Source organism: Nocardia jiangsuensis, assembly GCF_042650385.1.
GTDB classification, from domain to species: Bacteria; Actinomycetota; Actinomycetes; order Mycobacteriales; family Mycobacteriaceae; genus Nocardia; species Nocardia jiangsuensis.
This window is the reverse complement of record NZ_JBHSAX010000017.1, coordinates 57,335-76,162: the sequence shown is the minus strand read 5'-3', so window position 1 is coordinate 76,162 and position 18,828 is coordinate 57,335. Positions and strand designations below refer to the sequence as shown.

Annotated in this window: 24 protein-coding genes and 1 pseudogene; 4 read left to right on the top strand and 21 right to left on the bottom strand. The window is 69.0% G+C overall.

What is annotated here, in order from left to right:
• Window positions 1–95 precede the first annotated feature (95 nt).
• The 3 genes from kstD (at window position 96) to ACFO0B_RS19745 (ending at window position 3,629) form a co-directional block, all read left to right on the top strand.
• Window positions 96–1,778, top strand: a complete 1,683-nt coding sequence (gene kstD, locus ACFO0B_RS19755) for a 3-oxosteroid 1-dehydrogenase (protein ID WP_378613999.1) — start codon at window positions 96–98, stop codon at window positions 1,776–1,778.
• Window positions 1,778–2,641 (top strand): MaoC/PaaZ C-terminal domain-containing protein, encoded by an 864-nt coding sequence (locus tag ACFO0B_RS19750; protein WP_378613998.1) that lies wholly within the window; start codon window positions 1,778–1,780, stop codon window positions 2,639–2,641. The genes kstD and ACFO0B_RS19750 overlap by 1 nt, the downstream gene beginning before the upstream one ends.
• A 94-nt stretch (window positions 2,642–2,735) precedes the next feature.
• Window positions 2,736–3,629, top strand: coding sequence for an NAD-dependent epimerase/dehydratase family protein (locus ACFO0B_RS19745; protein WP_378613997.1), 894 nt, complete (start codon window positions 2,736–2,738; stop codon window positions 3,627–3,629).
• Between the two features lies 1 nt (window position 3,630).
• Here ACFO0B_RS19745 and ACFO0B_RS19740 read toward each other — a convergent pair whose 3' ends face one another.
• The 7 genes and pseudogenes from ACFO0B_RS19740 to ACFO0B_RS19710 form a co-directional block, all read right to left on the bottom strand.
• Window positions 3,631–3,843: a hypothetical protein gene (locus ACFO0B_RS19740; RefSeq protein ID WP_378613996.1), complete on the bottom strand. Its 213-nt coding sequence runs from the start codon at window positions 3,841–3,843 to the stop codon at window positions 3,631–3,633.
• A gap of 17 nt (window positions 3,844–3,860) precedes the next feature.
• Window positions 3,861–3,965: pseudogene (locus ACFO0B_RS19735) on the bottom strand (CopG family transcriptional regulator); the annotation flags it as partial.
• 16 nt (window positions 3,966–3,981) lie between these two features.
• Window positions 3,982–4,719 (bottom strand): leucyl/phenylalanyl-tRNA--protein transferase, encoded by a 738-nt coding sequence (gene aat, locus ACFO0B_RS19730; RefSeq protein WP_378613995.1) that lies wholly within the window; start codon window positions 4,717–4,719, stop codon window positions 3,982–3,984.
• Between the two features lie 40 nt (window positions 4,720–4,759).
• The gene (locus ACFO0B_RS19725; protein ID WP_378613994.1) at window positions 4,760–5,149 is read right to left on the bottom strand and encodes a DUF4870 domain-containing protein; all 390 of its coding nucleotides are present in this window, start codon (window positions 5,147–5,149) and stop codon (window positions 4,760–4,762) included.
• A 60-nt stretch (window positions 5,150–5,209) separates the two neighbouring features.
• Window positions 5,210–5,407 carry a DUF397 domain-containing protein gene (locus ACFO0B_RS19720; protein ID WP_378613993.1) on the bottom strand — a complete coding sequence of 66 codons (198 nt, stop codon included), beginning with the start codon at window positions 5,405–5,407 and terminating at the stop codon, window positions 5,210–5,212.
• Window positions 5,397–5,900, bottom strand: a complete 504-nt coding sequence (locus ACFO0B_RS19715) for a DUF5753 domain-containing protein (protein WP_378613992.1) — start codon at window positions 5,898–5,900, stop codon at window positions 5,397–5,399. The genes ACFO0B_RS19720 and ACFO0B_RS19715 overlap by 11 nt, the downstream gene beginning before the upstream one ends.
• Window positions 5,888–6,292 carry a helix-turn-helix domain-containing protein gene (locus ACFO0B_RS19710; protein WP_378613991.1) on the bottom strand — a complete coding sequence of 135 codons (405 nt, stop codon included), beginning with the start codon at window positions 6,290–6,292 and terminating at the stop codon, window positions 5,888–5,890. The genes ACFO0B_RS19715 and ACFO0B_RS19710 overlap by 13 nt, the downstream gene beginning before the upstream one ends.
• A 224-nt stretch (window positions 6,293–6,516) precedes the next feature.
• Between ACFO0B_RS19710 and ACFO0B_RS19705 the strand changes: the two genes are divergently transcribed.
• Entirely contained in the window at window positions 6,517–6,969 is a 453-nt protein-coding gene (locus ACFO0B_RS19705) for a DNA-directed RNA polymerase subunit beta (protein WP_378613990.1), read from the top strand.
• Between the two features lie 743 nt (window positions 6,970–7,712).
• Here ACFO0B_RS19705 and ACFO0B_RS19700 read toward each other — a convergent pair.
• The 14 genes from ACFO0B_RS19700 to ACFO0B_RS19635 all read right to left on the bottom strand — a co-directional run bounded on the left by ACFO0B_RS19700 (window position 7,713) and on the right by ACFO0B_RS19635 (window position 18,822).
• The gene (locus ACFO0B_RS19700; protein WP_378613988.1) at window positions 7,713–8,300 is read right to left on the bottom strand and encodes a hypothetical protein; all 588 of its coding nucleotides are present in this window, start codon (window positions 8,298–8,300) and stop codon (window positions 7,713–7,715) included.
• Between the two features lie 418 nt (window positions 8,301–8,718).
• Window positions 8,719–9,228 carry a flavoprotein gene (locus tag ACFO0B_RS19695; RefSeq protein ID WP_378613987.1) on the bottom strand — a complete coding sequence of 170 codons (510 nt, stop codon included), beginning with the start codon at window positions 9,226–9,228 and terminating at the stop codon, window positions 8,719–8,721.
• A 7-nt stretch (window positions 9,229–9,235) separates the two neighbouring features.
• Window positions 9,236–9,577, bottom strand: coding sequence for a hypothetical protein (locus ACFO0B_RS19690; RefSeq protein WP_378613986.1), 342 nt, complete (start codon window positions 9,575–9,577; stop codon window positions 9,236–9,238).
• A gap of 441 nt (window positions 9,578–10,018) precedes the next feature.
• Entirely contained in the window at window positions 10,019–10,246 is a 228-nt protein-coding gene (locus ACFO0B_RS19685; RefSeq protein WP_378613985.1) for a cold-shock protein, read from the bottom strand.
• 17 nt (window positions 10,247–10,263) lie between these two features.
• The gene (locus ACFO0B_RS19680; RefSeq protein ID WP_378613984.1) at window positions 10,264–10,782 is read right to left on the bottom strand and encodes a hypothetical protein; all 519 of its coding nucleotides are present in this window, start codon (window positions 10,780–10,782) and stop codon (window positions 10,264–10,266) included.
• Window positions 10,779–12,053 carry a DUF58 domain-containing protein gene (locus ACFO0B_RS19675; RefSeq protein WP_378613983.1) on the bottom strand — a complete coding sequence of 425 codons (1,275 nt, stop codon included), beginning with the start codon at window positions 12,051–12,053 and terminating at the stop codon, window positions 10,779–10,781. The genes ACFO0B_RS19680 and ACFO0B_RS19675 overlap by 4 nt, the downstream gene beginning before the upstream one ends.
• Entirely contained in the window at window positions 12,050–13,012 is a 963-nt protein-coding gene (locus ACFO0B_RS19670) for an AAA family ATPase (RefSeq protein ID WP_378613982.1), read from the bottom strand. The genes ACFO0B_RS19675 and ACFO0B_RS19670 overlap by 4 nt, the downstream gene beginning before the upstream one ends.
• A gap of 31 nt (window positions 13,013–13,043) precedes the next feature.
• A complete protein-coding gene (locus ACFO0B_RS19665) occupies window positions 13,044–13,547 on the bottom strand; it encodes a hypothetical protein (protein ID WP_378613981.1) in 504 nt (167 codons plus the stop codon).
• Window positions 13,544–14,467 carry a DUF4129 domain-containing protein gene (locus tag ACFO0B_RS19660; protein WP_378613980.1) on the bottom strand — a complete coding sequence of 308 codons (924 nt, stop codon included), beginning with the start codon at window positions 14,465–14,467 and terminating at the stop codon, window positions 13,544–13,546. The genes ACFO0B_RS19665 and ACFO0B_RS19660 overlap by 4 nt, the downstream gene beginning before the upstream one ends.
• 215 nt (window positions 14,468–14,682) lie before the next feature.
• A complete protein-coding gene (gene zapE / locus ACFO0B_RS19655) occupies window positions 14,683–15,630 on the bottom strand; it encodes a cell division protein ZapE (protein ID WP_378613979.1) in 948 nt (315 codons plus the stop codon).
• Between the two features lie 141 nt (window positions 15,631–15,771).
• The gene (locus tag ACFO0B_RS19650; protein WP_378613978.1) at window positions 15,772–16,209 is read right to left on the bottom strand and encodes an NUDIX hydrolase; all 438 of its coding nucleotides are present in this window, start codon (window positions 16,207–16,209) and stop codon (window positions 15,772–15,774) included.
• A 125-nt stretch (window positions 16,210–16,334) separates the two neighbouring features.
• Window positions 16,335–17,507, bottom strand: a complete 1,173-nt coding sequence (locus tag ACFO0B_RS19645; protein WP_378613977.1) for a lipid-transfer protein — start codon at window positions 17,505–17,507, stop codon at window positions 16,335–16,337.
• Window positions 17,504–17,899, bottom strand: coding sequence for a MaoC family dehydratase (locus tag ACFO0B_RS19640; protein WP_378613976.1), 396 nt, complete (start codon window positions 17,897–17,899; stop codon window positions 17,504–17,506). Before ACFO0B_RS19640 ends, ACFO0B_RS19645 begins: the two co-directional genes overlap by 4 nt.
• Window positions 17,896–18,822 carry a bifunctional MaoC family dehydratase N-terminal/OB-fold nucleic acid binding domain-containing protein gene (locus ACFO0B_RS19635; RefSeq protein WP_378613975.1) on the bottom strand — a complete coding sequence of 309 codons (927 nt, stop codon included), beginning with the start codon at window positions 18,820–18,822 and terminating at the stop codon, window positions 17,896–17,898. Before ACFO0B_RS19635 ends, ACFO0B_RS19640 begins: the two co-directional genes overlap by 4 nt.
• Between the last annotated feature and the right edge of the window lie 6 nt (window positions 18,823–18,828).

Below are 18,828 nucleotides of genomic sequence, written 5' to 3'. Positions count from 1 at the left end.
TCACACTCCGAACTGAAACGAGTTACCTGGTTGTTCTCGAGTCATCTGCCACTCGACATAGACCAAAGCCGCGTCCATTCTATAACGTGTTCTACATGAGCGATCGGGAATACGACGTGGTGGTGGTCGGCAGCGGCGCCGCCGGAATGACCGCGGCCCTCACCGCGGCACACCACGGACTCAGCGTCGTGGTCATCGAGAAGGCCGCGCACTACGGCGGGTCGACCGCGCGCTCCGGGGGCGGGGTGTGGATTCCGGGGAACAAGGCGCTGAAGGCGTCGGGCCGCCCGGACGACCGCGAGGAGGCCCGCACCTACCTGCACAGCATCATCGGTGAGGTGGTGCCGAAGGACCGGATCGATACCTACATCGACCGCGGCGCCGAGGCGTTCGACTTCGTGCTGGACCACACGCCGCTGAAGATGAACTGGGTGCCGGGGTACTCCGACTACTACCCCGAGGCGCCGGGCGGGACGGCCGAGGGGCGCTCCTGCGAGCCCAAGCCCTTCAACGCCAAGGTGCTCGGCGCCGAGCGTTTCAAGCTGGAGCCCAACTACAGCAAGGCGCCGCTGAACGTCGTGGTCACCCAGGCCGACTTCAAGCAGCTGAACCTGATCCGCAGGCATCCGCGCGGGATGCTGCGGGCCGCGAAGGTCGGGGCGCGCACCACCTGGGCTCGGCTCACCGGGAAGCACCTGCTCGGGATGGGGCAGGCGCTGGCGGCCGCCATTCGCAAGGGGTTGATGGACGCCGGGGTGCCGGTGCTGCTGGAGACGCCGCTGACCGGGCTCGTCGTGGAGAACGGCCGGGTGGTCGGGGTGGACGCCGAGCAGAACGGCGAGGCGGTGCGGTTCACGGCTCGATACGGCGTGGTGCTGGCCACCGGCGGCTTCGACCACAATGCCGAGATGCGCGCGAAGTACCAGCGCGCCCCCATCACCACCGACTGGACCACCGGCGCGCCCGCCAATACCGGCGACGGCCACCGCGCCGCGCTGGAGCTCGGCGCCGACACCGACATCATGGCCGACGCCTGGTGGGGGCCGACCATCTTCAAGGGCGGCAAGCCCTGGTTCTGCCTGTCCGAGCGGAATCTGCCCGGGTGCATCATCGTGAACGACCGGGGTGAGCGGTTCGGCAATGAGTCCGCGCCGTACGTCGAGGCGGTGCACACCATGTACGGCGGCGAGTACGGCGAGGGCGATGGCCCGGGCGAGAACATCCCGGCGTGGCTGGTCTTCGACCAGCGGTACCGCAACCGCTACATCTTCGCCGGGTTGCAGCCCGGGCAGCGGATTCCCAAGCGGTGGCTGGAGAACGACTACATCGTGTCGGCGCCGACGCTGGCCGAGCTCGCGGAGAAGATCAAGGTGCCCGCCGACAAACTGGCCGGGACCGTCGAGCGGTTCAACGGATTCGCGCGCAGCGGAGTCGACGAGGACTTCCACCGCGGGGACAGCGCCTACGACAAGTACTACGGCGACCCGACCATCAAGCCGAACCCGTGCCTCGGCGCGCTCGAGGAGGGCCCGTTCTACGCGGTCGTCCTGGTCCCCGGCGACCTCGGGACCAAGGGCGGCGTCGTCACCGACACCGCGGCCCGGGTGCTGCGCGAGGATCAGAGCGTGATCGAGGGGCTCTACGCCTCCGGCAATGTGAGCGCGCCGGTCATGGGCCACACCTACGCCGGCCCCGGCGCCACCATCGGCCCCGCGTTGACCTTCGGGTACCTGGCCGTCATGGATATCGTCGAGCAGAAGGCCAAGGAGGTTCACTGATGCCCATCGATCTCGACCGCGCGCTCGGCGCCGAACTGCCCGGACGCTCGTTCTCCTGGACGCCGTCCGACGTGCAGATCTACCACCTCGGACTCGGCGCGGGCACGCGCTGGACCGACCCCGCGGAGCTCCGCTACCTGGACGACGTCTCGCCCCAGGTGCTGCCCACCTTCGCCGCCGTCGCGCCGACCGTGCACGAGACCGAGCCACCCAAGGTGAGTTACCCCGGGGTCGATATCGACCTGGCGAAGGTGGTGCACGCGCACCAGGAAATCGTGCTGCACCGGGCTATTCCGGCCTCCGGGAAGGCGACGCTGACCGGTCGGGTGACCGAGGTGTGGGACAAGGGGTCCGCCGCGGTCGTCGTGCGCGAGCTGACCATCGTCGGCTCCAACGGGGAACCGCTGTGGACCGATCGTTCGTCCATCTTCGCCAAGGGTGAGGGCGGTTTCGGCGGCGAGCGGGGGCCCTCCACCAAGGTCGAGATCCCCTCGTCCGCCCCGGATTTCGAAGAGCTGGTGCCGATCCTGCCGCAGCAGGCGCTGCTGTATCGGATGAGCGGGGATCGTAATCCGCTGCATTCGGATCCGGCTTTCGCGAAGGGGGCCGGGTTCCCGGCGCCGATTCTGCACGGGCTGTGCACGTATGGGATCACCTGCAAGACGGCAACGGATGTGCTTCTCGGTAGCGATGTTTCGAAGGTCGGCGGGTTCCGGGCGCGCTTCGCCGGGGTCGTTTTCCCGGGCGAGACATTGCGGATCCGCGGGTGGAAGTCCGGGGATGTGGTCACGCTCGGGGTGACCGTTGTCGAGCGGGACGATGCGCCGGTGCTCGCGGATGTGGAATTGCGGATCGCCGGATAACCGCGAGACCGGAAGCAAGAGCGCCCGCGTCCTGCCCTGACCCGCAGACCCGGAAGCGCCCCACCCCGGGGCTCCGACCTGCCATGATGGCCCGGTGCGGGTACTCGTGACCGGAGCGAACGGCTATGTCGGCCGGGCCGTCGTCGCAGCGCTGCGCGACCGCGGCCATGAACCCATCCCGATGGTCCGGGCTTCGGGCCGGGTCGGTGAACCCGGCCCGGTCCGCGTCGCCGACCTGCACGATCCCGGGTCACTGCGGAACGCCGTCCGGGATGTGGGCGCAGTCTGTCACCTCGCCGGCCGCACCCGAGCCCGCGAGTCTCTCGCCGACCCGCTCGGCTACTTCCGCGCCAACACCACCGGGACGCTCGCGCTGCTCGACGCCATGGAATCGGCCGGAGTGCGCCGCATCGTCTTCGCTTCCACCGGCTCGGTGTACGGAACTCCCGACCGCCAGCCCATGACCGAGGACCTGCCTCCGGCCCCGCCGCACCCCTACGCGGCCAGCAAACTCGCCGCCGAGCTCGCGCTCGAATCGTTCACCGCCATCACCCTGCGCATGCTGAACATCGCCGGCGGCTCCGACCCCGACCCCACCCGCCTCCTCCCCCGCGCGCTCACCTCCGCCGGGTGCGGGACGCCGCTCACCGTGAACGGAGACGGTTCGGCCATCCGCGACTACCTGCACATCGCCGACGCCGCCGACGCCTTCGCCGCCGCGGTCGACCACCTGCCCGCGATCGAGCGGGCGGTGACGTACAACATCGGGAGCGGGGTGGGCAGCAGCGTGAAAGACGTCGTCGCCGCGGTGGAGCGGGTGACCGGGCGGCCTGTTCCGCTCGAGTACCGTCCGGCGGCGCCGGAGCCCGCGGTCTCGATCAGCGACCCGTCCAGGGCGATCGCAGATCTGGGGTGGTCACCCCGCCGTTCAGAGCTCGAAGAGCTCGTCCGGGATGCGTGGACGACACAGAACGGAATTCTCCGCTGAACTACGCCGACGGGGTTGCGGCGATATCCGCGGGCCATTCGATGTCGAGTTCGATGGAATCCGGATCGACATCGTCCATGACGGCGATGAGATCGCTGGCCATAGCGTCGACTTGCCGCAGGTCGAGAGCCTGTGTGACGCGATCGACCTCGGGCACCTCGATGGACCAGGCGTCCTCGTCGCGGGAAACCCTCGCGCTGTACGTCTTGCTCACCTCCACTGGCCCTCTGCACGCTTACTCAGCTGCTCGACGTCGTATCCGGCTTCCGCCTCGTCGGCCCACCCCTGGACCATCTCGTCAGTGACGGGTTCACCATCGATCGTCTCATCAGTCACACCTATCAGTGTGCGCTCAGAGTGGTAGGTGGTTGGGCGAGGCGGGCACCGGAAGGTCGAACTTCCAACGGCCGGGCAGCCCGGGACGAGCGGCGGCTCGGGTGTGCAGGGACAGGTAGTCCGCCCGGGAGACCTCGATGGCGCCGAGCGAGGTGAGGTGGCCGGAGGCGATCTGGCAGTCGACGAGGGGGAAATCCCAAGCGGTGAGTTGGGCGCAGAGCCAGTGCAGCCCGATCTTGGAGGCATCGCGGGCCCGGGAGAACATGGATTCGCCTGCGAAGGAACGGCCGCGGGCGACGCCGTAGAGGCCGCCGACCAGCTCACCATCGCGCCACACCTCGACCGAGTGCGCGTGACCGAGGTGGTGCAGCCGGAGGTAGGCGGCGAGCATGTCCGCGCCGATCCAGGTTCCGGCGTCGTCGTCGCGGGGTTCGGCGCAGTTCGACATCACGGCGGCGAAGGCGCGGTCCATGGTCACCGCGTAGTCGGCCTTATCGATGGCTCGCCGGTACGACTTGGTGATGCGCAGGTCGGTCGGTATCAGGATGCTGCGGGGGTCCGGGCAGAACCACTGGATTATCTCGCCGGGGTCGTACCAGGGGAAGATTCCCGAGGAGTAGGCGTTCAGCAGCCGCCGCGGGGAGAGATCCCCGCCGAAGGCGATCAGCCCGGAGGGGTCGGCGAGTTCGACCGGCGGGAAGGGCTGATCCGGATCGGCCAGGTACAGCCGCATCAGGTCGGCAGCGTCGTCCATCGGGGAGACGCTACCGACCTTCGCGAGCGGCTTCCTGCCATCAGTTGGCCGCGCCGGCCAGCCGATCGGCGTAGGGGGCGACGAACTTCCCGACGATCGGCAGCTCGGCGCGCACGCCGCCGGTCCGGTTCGCCTGCAGCATGGCCATGACCCAGACCACGGCGGCGAACACCGCGAGCGCGAATCCGGCCAGGCTGAGGATGATCCCGATCGCGCCGAGGAGCGAGCCGAGAATGCTGAGGACGATATTGAGTACGGAGACCGCGCCGAAGAAGACGATCGACTGCGCGGCGTGGAAGCGGACGTCGGGATCGTGCTTGCCCAGGATGAGGAAGACGATTCCGGTGAGCCAGCCGAGCGCGTAGGAGAGGATCGCGCTGGTCTTCTTGTCGAGGCCGGTGGGGTTCAGGTTCTGCTGGGGAGATGTCATGCGGTAAGTAGATGCCGGGTTGGGCGCCTACCGATCCCAGGTTTTCGCGAAATCCGCAGATCAGAACTCTCTGGCCCGGATGCCGTGGGTAAAGGCGGTCCACTCGGCGGCGGTGAAGCGGAGGGCTCCGGCGGTGGGGTTCTTGGAGTCGCGGACGTAGTGGTCGCCGTTCGGTGCCTCGGCTACCTCGACGCACTCACCACCGGCCTGGCTGAAGCTGCTCTTACGGAAGGCCAAGTCCGAAAGGTCATAGTCCACGTTCATACTCCCTTGCCACCTGCCGGAGCAGTTGCCTGCTGTCCGCCTCATCCAGCGCAGCACGCACCAGGCGGGCGTGCGCCTCATGGTAGTTCGCCGTATCTTCCGGCTTCTCGAGGTAGAGATTGCCGACCACCGCTTCCAGGTAGACGACCGGCGGTTCCACCGGCTCACCAGGACTCGTCTCACCGAACCCGAGAATGACGAACGGCGGCAGCGAGATCCCGCCTGGAAAACCAGCCGAGAACGGCAGCACACGAACCGTGACTTGCGGCAACTGGCCGGGGATGTCCGCAAGGTGCCGCATCTGCTTCGCCATCATGGCGGAACTGCCCGCAGGTCGCCGCAACGCCGCCTCGCCGATCACAACATCGAGGCGGACCGGCGCTGTCCGCCGCTGAATGATCGTCCGCCGATGCGCACGGAACTCGACGTGCTGCGCCCACTCGTGTGCCGGACCTTCCGGCTGCCGGGCGCGGATCAGATCGTGCACGTACTGCGGCGTTGGAGCAGCCCCGGAATGAGTTCGGGCTGATACGAGTAAATCTGTGCCGCAACGGATTCCAGTCCCACGTAGACGTTGAAATCGGGCGGGATCAAGTCGCCGTACTGATGCCACCAGCTTTTCACATTCGCCTGCCGAGCCAGTCCGACGAACGCCGCCGTAGTCTCCGGTGGCACACCGTACACATCGCAGAGCGCTTCGATATCGCGGCCACGTAGCCGCGTGGTCTCTCCCGCCTCGATCCGTTGCAGCGCACTCGCGCTCATCTCGATCAACCGGCCCGCCGCCGCTTGCGTCAGTCCGACCCGCGACCGCCACTCGCGGAGGTACCGGCCGAGCTGCCGACGCGGCAGCGTCGATGCCGTTTGCACATGGTCCATGATTCCCCCGTTCCGGGTTCAGCCGGGTACCCATTTCGGGTACCGCTGGCAACCCGCTTCGAATATGTACTCCCACCTGCGATGGGCACATCCCAGGGTTGATGAACGAATCCCCCTTCGGGCGTCCCGATTCGGCGAACCCTACTCCGCATCCGCTGTGTCATGGGCGCAAATCACCAGCCGGAGCAGGCGAGCCTCCGGCATCCATTCGAGAGCAGAGGCCGATGCGGACAGAACCACCGCCCTGGGGCACCACCGCGCAACAGCGCTGCGACTACTACCGCCGCGTGTGCGGCATCCCCGCCTTCATCCCCGAGTGGTGTGCGCAGCAAATCCTTGCACCCGGTACAGAAATTTCCGCCATCACCATGCCCCACACCCTCGGACTCTCCGTCGCAGCCGACCTGGCATCGACCGGCCACCCCGGACCGATCTCCTGCTACCCGCCCGCCCGCCGCTGGATGTTCCTGACCGAACCCGACCTGCCCGACGACCGGCAAACGGTCGGGCTGGCCGAAGCAAACGCCGGAATCGTCGTCGACACGGACATTCCGCTTCCTTCACCGAGTGCCAGGCACGCGGCGGCACGGATTTGGATCGTCCCGCCGATCAGCACTGACCTCCCATCCAGAAACGCCGTGATCTCCGCCCTTCGCCGATGCGCGGCACAGCGATGACCGCCCGCCCCGCCCCAGAGCCGCTCCCCGTCCGGAAACCGAAGCCGATTCCGCCACCGATGACCCTCATCCGGCCGCCGGAACGCGGACTGCTCGAACGCCTCGTCGCCGCGCTCAACGGCTGGAACGGCACCTGACGATGCGCTCACCCCGTCCGCACGAGCCCGACGTCTGGCTCACCCTTCTCATCGGTGGAGTCGAATTCCACTTCGCCGCGTGCCTCACCGCCGCGCTGGTTTTCGTCTGCGACCTCGAGCACCATCGTCTGGCGGATACGGTTCGGGTGAGTCCGCGTGGCGTGGCGGATGCGCCGCGCCTTCCGAACGAGCGGCTTTTCCTCGAACCGTAAATGGTTTCTGTTCGCCTATCGGCGAGACAACGTCCCCGACCCTATCCCCTCCAGCACCCCTCCCACCGGACCTCGAACCCTCCCGAAAACCTCATTTCCGCAGTTAGATCCTTGCACGGACCTCGCCTCAAAATCACTGCCGCCCGCCACCTCAATGTGACTCAGTACACAGCCCAAAACAACTCCGGCGTAGGCGGCTGCGATCGCCCCACCGTTCCAGTCGCGCGGCGACCTTGGCCCGACGATCGTCACCGGAGATGTCGTAGCAGATGAGGACCGTCAGCGCCACGAGAGCCCGGTCTACACCGCGCCGGTATCGGCGATGCAGGCCGCGAGCCGTTCCGCTTGCCGGTAGGTGGCGGCGGAGATTGCCGGAAAAGCCGGCCGGGGAGCCCTACGACTGTGCGAGCATTCGTGATACGCAGGCCTTCAGCATATCCGACAGTCGTGTCACTTCGTCTTGTTCCACAACCTTGACCGTCCAGAACTCCCAAGGAGGAAGAAACTGGCGGGGCGGTATATCGTTCGCCGGATTGAACACCCGATTACGCCAATTGAAACCGCTGAGACCCAGCGCGCAGACTTCGCCTTTCGAGGTGACAATTACGTCATTGGTACGGACAGCGATGTGAGCCGGGTCCGCGAATCGCGGAGTCGTCTTCTTGTCGAGTTCTTCACCATCTGTGCCACGCAGCTCCAGCCGGGGATTTCCAAGAAGCCAGCCTGCCATCGCTTTACCGGTCGGGACGAGTTGCCATCGACACGTCCCGGTCGGCGCACCGCGCCAGTTGCGTAGATCTTCCATCTTCCAGGTCACCAAGTCATGAACTCTGGTGGAAATGCGCAGCTCGACCATCGCATCCATGAAATCAGCGACGGCAGCCTGTTCGTATCGATGAAACGCCGCTATCTTTTCAGAGTAAGCAAGCAGTTCACGATCTCGTTCTTCGTGCTCACGTCGAGCATCATCGAGCATTCCCATGTACGCAAATCTTCCGCTTCACTATCAAGATAAAATAGGTTGTTCAAGAATTCTTCGTGTCCTCGAGCTACACCGACCGGCCGGCACGAACCCGAGATTGCCGATGGTCAGCTCGGAATACCGCAGCCGGGAGCCTTCACCACATCCGAAATCGTCACCCCCGAAATAAGATTCGCGCTGCTTTACAAGCGAGAGCCGAACCTGGCTCCGTTGTTGCCGGGACGCAACCGGAGCGGGGTTGGCGGGGGGTCATCCGATCATCGTCGGGGGGTGTGGGGCGATCTGGGTATCGGTTGTTCGAATGACATGGGCCGACAGGTCGGCGAGACCGCACCGCCGACCTGGTCGATGCGCTGGCCCACGACGGCGTCGTGAGTTTCATTCGCCTATCGGCGATACCCGGCCGACGTACTCGCCGCTACCCGCTGTGCCGGATAGCGGCGAGCGCCGCAGACCACGGAAAGCCGCCGGACGAATCGCCGCCCGGCTCATACGGCTCATAGAGCACTCGGACCCCCGCTTCCCGGAGTTCGGCCATGCTGCGGTGAAAGACGCGGTTCCCGGCGAGCACCGCGTTCACGTACGGGACGGCAACGATCGGGACCCCGAGTCCGGTGAGTTCGGCGAGCTTGATCAAGACATAGGTGTCGCCGATGCCCGCGGCCCACTTGTTGATGGTGTTGTAGGTGGCAGGGGCGACGATCACCGCGTCGGCGGGCGGCAGCGGTGGGTCGCCGGGATTGCGGTGGGCAGTGCGCACTTCGTGGCCGGTGGCGACTTCCAGCTCAGGAATGTCGAGGAAGTGCTCAACGGCGGCGGGGGTGGCTATGCAGTGGACAGACCAGCCATCGGATTGGGCGGAGCGGACCATGTCCGCGGCGCGATGGGCAGTGCCCGCGGCGCAGATGATCAGGTAGAGGGTGGGCACCGGGTGATCATGGCTCACCGGGGTGCATACGACGGAGTCTGCGTGCGCGATTGTCAGCGCCGGCAGCCGCGGCGACGGCCTCCAGCCGCGGCTCGATCGACTCGGCCATTGTGGTGATCTCACACTCGCTGAGCTGATTTCTTCGCGCCCGGTCGGGCCAGCTCACCAGCGCTGCCGCGACGTGGCGCATTCGCTCGCGGGCCTGTTCGGCCGACATCCCGCAGTCCGACGCCAGCGCGAGCAGGCCCTCGATCTCGTCGGGCGGCGCGTCGACTCCCGCGATGGAGGTCGATCGAGGCCGGAGCGGATCCGGGACAGACCAGTCCTCGACTCGGAGCGGGTCGAGCATGTCCGCAGCGCAAGTAGTAGCGGGGTGAGCACCCGGTGACCATGACTCACCGGGAGTGCAGGGTGAACACGACCGAGTAGTCGACTCGGCCGAGTGCGGTGGTGTGACCGTTCGTCGCGGTGAATGCGCAATTCGCGACGAGCCGGTACGGCGTATCCAGTTGGAGGTTCGGCACGACGGAGTGCCACTGGTAGTCCGCGGGAATGGACGGGTGGTGGTCGGCGTACCCCCGCTTTCCCTCGACGTGGGCTCCGCACGACATCGGCCCCTGCACGATCGCTCGCACAGAATCCGACCGCCGAAGAGACCAGAAGAGGCGGGGATTCGCCGGGTCGTAGACGGCGTCGGCGGTGAAGACGCCGTGGTCGCCGCTGAAGCGGTGTGCCGTACTCGATGGCGTGAAATCGGCTTGTCCCGGCTTCGCGGACGCCGGTCCTGCGGTCAGGATTGCCAGGATGCAGGCGATGACAGCCGAATGCGCGCAGCGCGACAGGAGAATTCCCCCTGAGACGTGTGGTCGACGTCGACGTCGACCGGCAGACCTTCGGCGATATCGGTCACCGAGGCATTGTCGAAGGCGGAGAAGTGGAACCACACGAGCGTTTCACCGATTCGGATGACGCCCGTTCCCGTCGCTGGGTTCCAGCGGTGGATCGTGCCCCTGTCCACTTCCCCTCCCGGGTTCATCATCGGTCGGCGGTGGTCGGCTCGTCAGCAGATTTCACGTCGGGCTCGGGCTCCGCTGACGTGGCGGGAGAGGTCGAGGGGGTTGATACAGAACCGTTGCGCCGCACCGCTACACCGAGCAGTACGAGGGCGCTGAGGATCAGGACGAGGACCGGGGCGGCGAGGGGGGCGTAGGGGAGGTCGAGGGGGACGCTCGCTACGGCGACGGCGCAGCCGGAGAAGAACAGGGCGCCGACTACCGAGGGGATGGTGGTGGGGACGACACCGGCCGGGGCGGTGACGGTCGCGCTGAGCAGCAGGTAGGTGGTGGCGACCAGGCCGGCGGCGGTGCAGACGACCAGGTCGACGTCGGCGACGGCTACCAACCCGACCACGACCAGAACCGCGCAGACGGCGGCGATCCGGAACCACAGGCCGACGGCGGCCAGTACCAGGACGACCACCGCGAGGCGCGGCTCTACCACCGCGACGGAGACGGCGAGCAGCACTCCGGAGAGCGCGGCGAGGAAGCGCTTCATCGGCGGGCTCGAATCATCCGGCGGTGCTCGGGGATCAGCTTCATCACCTGGTCGAGCCGCGCGTCCTCCGGCCAGCCGACGATATCGACGCCGACCGTCCCCATGTCGCGGTACATGGCGGTGCGTTCGAGCTGCCACATCTTCCCGAGCGTCGGGTCGAGCCCGCCGCGGAAGGGGGTGCCGCGCAGGACGTCGACCACGATCACCACGTGACCGCGCTTGCGCAGGTCGATCAGGGCGAGGGCGAACTGGGTGTCGAGCAGGGTGGAGAAGGCGACGATGATCGCGCCCAAGGGAACGGCGGCGTGCGGGGCGAGGGTGCCGGTGGTGGGGATGTGCTCGTCGCCGACGTCCAGAACCGTATCCACGATGCGGTAGAACTGGCGGCGGCCGATGTCGGGGCGCAGCCAGCGGGGGGTCTCGCCGAGGCAGACGACGGCGGTGCGGTCACCGGCCTGCAGGGTGGACTGCACCACCTGGGCGGCGCCGCGCACGGACAGCTCCAGCGAGTCGGTGGCGGGGCCGGGGGCCTGCTGCGAAGTGTCGACCAGGACCACGACATCCGCCGAGCGATTCGTATACCGCTCGGTGACGTAGAGCTTCCCGCGCCGCGCGCTCACCGGCCAGTTGACCAGCCGCAGCTGGTCACCGGGCGCGTAGGCGCGAATGTCGGCGTACTCCACACCGGGCCCGTGCTTCCGGGTCAGATGCACGCCGAGGCGCTCCGGCATGTCGATGCGCGGCAGCGTGAGCCGCTGCGGATCGGTGATCGGATACACGTACAGCTGCCCGGCGGGCAGCACAGCGGTAGCCACGGCAAGCCCGGCCGGGCTCAGCGCGGAAACGCGAACGGCGGCGGGATACCGCCCCCACCGCTGCGCGGAGAGCGCGAGTTTCAACCCGGCCGGGGCGAGCCCGGAGTCCGAGCTCTCCTCGACGTGAATGGCGAGCCCGTCCAGCGGCTCCGGCACCATCCGGAGCAGCGCGTGCCCGTCGTCAACGAAGGCGGCGACGGAGAACGTCACCTCCTCGGTCTCGAAACACCGCAGAGTCCCGGCCCCATCGACCTGGATGCGGGTCCGCGACTGCTGCCACGGCGCGGTGACCAGCACCCCGATCATCGGCGCGGCGAAAACGACCAACTGCCACAGCTGCAGCACCAACGCGAGCAGCAGCGCGACCCCGGCGACGGCGAGCAGCATGAACACCAGCGGAGCGGGCCGCCACCGCAGCTCCGCCTCGACGGTGGCGCCCGCGTCCCGATGCCTCATGAGTTCGTGGCGCGCGGCACCGGAAGCCGGCGTAGCAGTTCGGAGATCACATCCTCGCCACGGATGCGCCGCACCCACATCTCGGGCCGCAGCGTGATCCGGTGCGCCATGGCGGAGACGGCCAGTGCCTTGATGTCCTCCGGGATGACGTAGTCGCGGCCGAGCAGCAGCGCCCGCGCCCGGGACATCTGCACCAGGTCGAGTTCGGCGCGCGGGCTGGCGCCCACCTCGACCTGCGGGTGCGCGCGGGTGGCGGCGGCCAGCGCGACGACGTAGCTGACCACGTCGGGATGCACCGTCACGTACTCCACCGACTGCCGCATCTCCAGCAGCCCCTGTGCGTCGACCACCTGCCCGACCTGCGGCGGCACCGACCCGCGCTCCAGGCGACGCCGGATCATCTGGGTCTCGTCGTGCTCGGACAGGTAACCCAGCCGCAGCTGGATGGCGAACCGGTCCAGCTGGGCCTCGGGCAGCGGGTACGTGCCCTCGTACTCGATGGGGTTGTCGGTGGCGAGCACGATGAACGGGTCGGGCAGCGGGAAGGTCTCGCCGTCGATGCTCACCTGGCCCTCGGCCATCGCCTCCAGCAGCGCGGCCTGGGTTTTGGGCGGGGTGCGGTTGATCTCGTCGGCGAGCAGCATGTTGGTGAAGATCGGGCCGCGGCGGAAGTTGAAGCGGCCGGTGTTCATGTCGTAGATGGTGGAGCCGAGCAGGTCGGCGGGGAGCAGGTCGGGGGTGAACTGCACCCGGGTGAAGTTCAGCCCCAGCGCGGCGGCGAACGATCTGGCGATGAGCGTCTTGCCCAGGCCGGGCAGGTCCTCGATCAGTACGTGGCCGCCCGCGAGCACAGCCACCAGAATCAGCTGCAATTCGTCGCGTTTACCCACCACCACCCGCGACATCTCGCGGAGGATGGCCTCGCTGCGGTGGACGGTAGCGTCCATCGGCATGGTCATGTGAACACCCGCATTTCCCTCGACCCCATTGTCACAACCGCTGCAATCGGCGCAGGATCTCGTCCAGCGCCGCCCGCCCGGGCGCGCGACCGATATGGTCGCGAGTCGCCGAATCGGTCGGGTCCACCCATCGCCACAGCTCCGGCCCGAACTGCTGCAACCCCGCAGCCTCGGTGGCTCTCCGGTTCTTGGCGATCCGCAGCCCGGTGGAGAGTTCGAACTCCTTCGCCAGCATGGGACGCAGGTGCTTGTCCCAGTCGGCCCTGGTCCCGTCGGCGCGGTCGGCGAGCACGGTCGCCCGCGCGCGCCAGCGCTCCAGCATCTCGGCCGGGCCGTTCTCCATCTCGTCCGGCGGCAGCTCCGGCTCGCTGAACGGCTGCCGCTCGCTCAGCCACCACCTGGCCAGCACCCACAGCACCAGCGCCAGCGGCACCGCCGCGACGATCAGCGCCAGCTCGTGGGCCGCCCGGAAGGCGATCAGCTCGACGAAGAGGACGACGACCGCGCCCGCCGCCACCGCACCGGCACGGTTCATGCCATCTCCCCCTGCAGGTCGGCGAGGACGACCCGGAGCAGCTGCTCGGCGCGCATGCGCTGCCACTCCAGCATGGAGTGCGGGCTGAACCGCGCCTCCTCGAACATGGCGACCAGCTCGCGGGCCGAGGCATCGCGCAGCGCGCCGTGCTCGAACGCGCGCGCCAGCACCTCCATGGGGGTGTCGGAGGCGAGCGGGGCGGCGGCGCGGTCGGCGGAGAGCCCGCGCTCCATCGCGACGTAGCAGGCGATGATGGCGGTGCGGGCGTCCTGGCCCGGGGCGTTCATGGCGGCCAGCCCCATCTCGGCGGCGCGGGCCAGCGAGTCGATGGTGCTCGGGGGCTCCGGCTCCGGCGGCACCGCGACCGCCCGCCTGCGCGCCTGCGGGCCGGAGAAGAGCACCACGATCAGCCCGATCAGCGCGGCGCCGAGCAGCACGGCGGCGGTGACCGCGGTGAGCAGCAGCGCGGTGCCGTCCAGCCCGAGCGGGGCCGCGCCGGGGTCGGGGGGCGGGGCGTCGGTGGTGAGCGGGGCGGTGCCGGTCGGCGACGGCGGCAGCACGACGGGGCCGGGCTCCTCCTCCGGCGCGGTGGCCCGAAGCAGGTAGGCCACCGACCCGACCGCGAGCGCCATGGCGAGCAGCGCCAGCCCGGCGACCGCGAGCACCCCGATCGGCCCCAGCTTGCCGAGCTCGCGCTCCTCGTCGCGCTCCGGCTCGGGCACCGCGAGCGGCAGCCGGTGCCTGGAGGCGATCACCCCGGCGGTCAGGATCACCACCGAGACGGTGAGCAGCACCGGCATGAGCGCGAGGGTGAGCGCCGAGGGCGCGCCCGGCTCCGGCGGACGCGCCGCCTCCGCGCCGGGCAGGTGGCCGCGGAGCGCGACCACGGCACAGCAGAGCAGCGCGATCGATACGACCACGCGTGCGATCGGCGCTCGCGCCCTTGCCACGTTCAGTTCACCAACCCCGATCACACCGAATTCGCCCACATAGTTACATGCCGGGTGGTCCGCTCGAGTCCGAATCGGTGACATCCGGAAGGCGCACAAAGCGCTCTCACCAGCGATCTTGCGGACTGGTCGGGTTCAGCCACAAACCACACCGGCCTCTTTCTGTGGAATCTCACTCCGCTGTCTCAGGAGGCTGGAACAGGTGTCAGTTCGCCGAGCCTGCTGAGCATGCGGGCCAGGCCGGGAATCGGGCGTGCGTCCGCGGCGAGTTCGGCGGGCGGGACGGTCGCCTCGACGGTCAGGTGCGCGCCCGCGTCGTGCAGCACGTCGATGAAGGTGACCAGGCGCGCGGCCCAGGTCGGCGGCACCAGGCGCAGCGGGGGAACGCCGGTGAGCGTGATCCGCGGATGGGTCGCGACCAGGGAGAGGTAGTCGGCGGCGGCACCGGCGTCGCCGCAGACCGCGGTGAAGGTCAGGGCGACGCCGTCGTCCGCGGGGACCGGGCGCAGGGCACGGCGGACCGGGCGGCCGGGCGGCGGCAGTGCGGGCAACACCCCGGTGACGCGGTAGGCGCCGCCCGCGAAACCGCCGGTGGCGCGCTCGCCGCCGGAGCGGTAGTCGCGCGGGCCGTCCACCGCGAGCACGGTGAGGCGCTCGGTGATGAGCGCGATGGTCGGCTCGAACCCTTCGTGGAAGATCGGGTCGGGCAGCAGTTCGGCCGGGGGCTGGTTCGCTGTGACGATTACCAGGACGCGGCGAGTGAAGAGCACGTCGAGCAGGCGGGCGATGAGCATGCCGTCGCCGATGTCGTCCACGTGGAACTCGTCGAAGCAGAGCAGGTCGACGTCGCCGACCACCATGTCCACCGCGGTGCGCATCGAGCCGGTGATCCGGACGGCGGCGCTCAGCTCGGCGAAGAAGCGGTGGAAGTGCAGCCGGGCCTTGTGCTTCGAGGAGGTGGCGGCGAAGAAGCGGTCCATGATCATGGTCTTGCCGCGGCCGGGGCGGCCGTGCAGGTAGACGCCCGCGGGGCGCTTGCCGCCCGGTTTGCGCACCCGGCCGCGGCGGTCGAGCAGGGCGTCGAGGGCGTCGGCGGCCGCACGTTGCGCGGGGTCGAGCGTTGGTTCGGACATCGCTTCCGGTTCTAACGCATCGGGGCAGTTGCCCGTGGCGGTCGTGAGCAGATGCACACCGGGCAGAGCCGACCGGCGCGCGGGCCGGGCCGACCGCCGCGCGGGCGGGAGCCACTCGCGCGGGCGCCGACCCGCGGACCGCTACTCCGCCCAGCCGAATTCGCTGTAGGGAACGCCTGCGCGCCAGCCGGCGATGCCGAGCGCCGGGTAGCGGATGAGGGCGTCCGGGAGGGCGTCGAGCGGGAACCAGCGGAGTTCGTAGCTCTTGTCCGGTTCGCGGTTCTCCGGGGTGCCGGACCAGCGCTCGGTGTGGAAGAAGAGGCCGAGGCGGGAATCCCTGGTCGGGCTCACCACGTGCGCGGTGTGCACCAGGCGCAGGTCAGCGGGGTCGATCTCGACCCCGGTCTCCTCGGCCGCCTCCCTGGCCGCACCGCGCGCGGCGGGCTCGCCCGCCTCGAGTTTGCCCGCGGGCAGGTGCCAGCGGGCGTCGAACTCGTCGCCGCTGCGGCGCAGGCTCAGCAGGATCTCGTCCTGCCTCGTGAGCAGGACGTGCACGTCGACCAGGTGCCGCGCGATCACGGGGGTGCTCCTCTCCGGCGCCCGATGTGCGCGCCGGACTCAGCGTGCCAGCGGATCGCGTGCCGTCGCGGACGGGCCTCCCGCCCCGCCCCGGACCGCGTGGCGGATCGACCGCGCCGAGCCGCTCACGCCGCGCTGAGGATCAGCCCCGAGGTCGGTACCCCTGTACCAGCGGTGACCAGGACGTTCCGCACGTCCCGCACCTGGTTCACCGAGGTGCCGCGCAACTGCCTGACCCCCTCGGCGATCCCGTTCATCCCGTGGATGTACGCCTCCCCCAACTGCCCGCCGTGCGTGTTCAACGGCAACCGCCCGCCGAGCTCGATCGCACCGTCGGCGATGAAGTCCCGCGCCTCCCCGCGCCCGCAGAACCCCAGCTCCTCCAACTGCATGAGCACGAACGGCGTGAAGTGGTCGTAGAGCACCGCCGTCTGGATATCGTCCGGACGGAGCCCGCTCTGCGCCCAGAGTTGGTCGCCGACCAGCCCCATCTCCGGCAGCCCGGTGAGCGCGTCCCGGTAGTAGCTGGTCATCACGTACTGGTCGGCGCCGCTCCCCTGGGCGGCGGCGGTGATCACCGCGGCCGGGTTGGGCAGCGTCTTCGCCCGCTCGGCGCTGACGATCACCAGGGCGACCCCGCCGTCCGATTCCTGGCAGCAGTCCAGCAGGTGCAGCGGCTCGGCGATCCAGCGCGAGTTCTGGTGGTCGTCCAGCGTGATCGGCTTGCCGTGGAAGAAGGCGTTCGGGTTCACCGCCGCGTGCTTGCGGTCGGCCACCGCGACCCGCCCGAAGTCCGCGCTGGTCGCCCCGTACACGTGCATGTACCGCCGCGCCACCATGGCGACCTGCGCCGCCGGGGTGCCTAGCCCGTGCGGATACGACCACCCGGCGTCGATCCCGGACGAGGTCGGCGCCGCCGCCAGCGAGGCGGAGAACTGCCCGAACCGTGACACCGAGCGCTCGTTGAAGGCCCGGTACGCCACCACCACGTCGGCCACCCCGGTGGCCACCGCCATGGCCGCCTGCTGCACCGTGGCGCAGGCGGCGCCGCCGCCGTAGCCGATGTGGCTGAAGAAGGTGAGCTGCGGAATCCCGACCGCCCGCGCCACCGCCACCTGCAGGTTGGTGTCCATGGTGAAGGTGGTGAGGCCGTCCACGTCGGCGGGGGTGAGCCCGGCGTCGGCGAGCGCGGCGGTCACCGCCTCGGCGGCCAAGCGCAGCTCGCTGCGGCCGGACTCCTTGGAGAAGTCGGTGGCGCCGATCCCGGCGATCGCGGCCTTCCCTGACAGTCCGCTCATGCCGAGCCCCGTTTCGTGATGACGACTTTCGCCGTGATGTGGTCGCCGAGGCTGTCGCTGCCGGTCACCGCGAGGTGCACGTCGTCGCCGTCGACCGCGGTGACCTCGCCGCGCAGGGTGAGGGTGTCACCCGCGTACAGCGGGACACCGAGCCGCAGCTCGATGGAGCGCACGATGGCCTCCGGCCCGGCCCAGTCGGTGACGAAGCGCTGTACCAGCCCGGTGTCGGTGAGGATATTGACGAAGATGTCCTTCGAGCCGCGCGCCACCGCCTTGTCCCGGTCGTGGTGCACGTCCTGGAAATCGCGGGTGGCCAGCGCGGTGCTGATCACGAAGGTGGGGTCGGCGTGGATCGCCAGCTCAGGCAGCACGGTGCCGACCTCGACGCTCATGAGAGCACCTGCCAGAAGGGGAGCACGGTCTCGTCGTCGAGCTGCTCGAAGCCGACCTCGACCTTCAGGTCCACGCGCACCCGATCCGGTTCGATGCCGCGCAGCTCGCCGAGCATCCGCACCCCTTCCTCCAGCTCCACCAGCGCCACCACGAAGGGCAGCGTCCGGCCGGGCACCTTGGGCGCGTGGTGCACGACGTAGCTGAACACCGTGCCGCGGCCACTCGCCACCACGTAGTCGACCGGTTCGGTCCTGTCCTGCCAGATGGCCGGGATCGGCGGGTGCTGCAGCGTGCCGTCCGGCTTCCGCTGGATCCGCAGCTCCCCGGCCTTCGTCCCCGACCAGAAGAATTCGGTGTCCTGGGAGACCAGCGGCTTGACCCGTTGCCCCGTGTGCACGGCCGGTTTCGCCGTTCCCGGCGCGAATTTCAGCAGCCGCCAGAGCATCTCGGTGACGACCTCGTCACCCACCCGCCAGGTGATGGTGTAGGTGAGGAACCAGCCCTCACCGAGCCCGGTGCGCTTCGGGCCGACCACCTCGTCGAGCCGGCTGGTGACGGTCACCTGCTCGCCGGGGACCAGGTAGCGGTGGTAGGTCTGCTCGCAGTTGGTGGCGACGACGGAGGTGAAGCCTGCGGCGTCCAGCAGTTCGTTGGTGGCCGTCATCGGGTCGTCCGCCGGGCGGTCGCCGGTCAGCCCGAGCATGGTCCAGACCTGGGCCATGGCGGGCGGGGCGACGATGCCGGGGTGCCCGGCGGCGCGGGCGGCCGCGTCGTCGACGTAGATCGGGTTGCGGTCGCCGAGCGCCTCGACCCAGTTGTTGATCATGGGCCGGTTCACCGGGTCGCGCCCGGCTCGCGGCGACGACTCGCCCCTGGCCCTGATCTCCTCGGCGGCGACCCGGATCGCTTCCGGAGTACTCACGCAGAT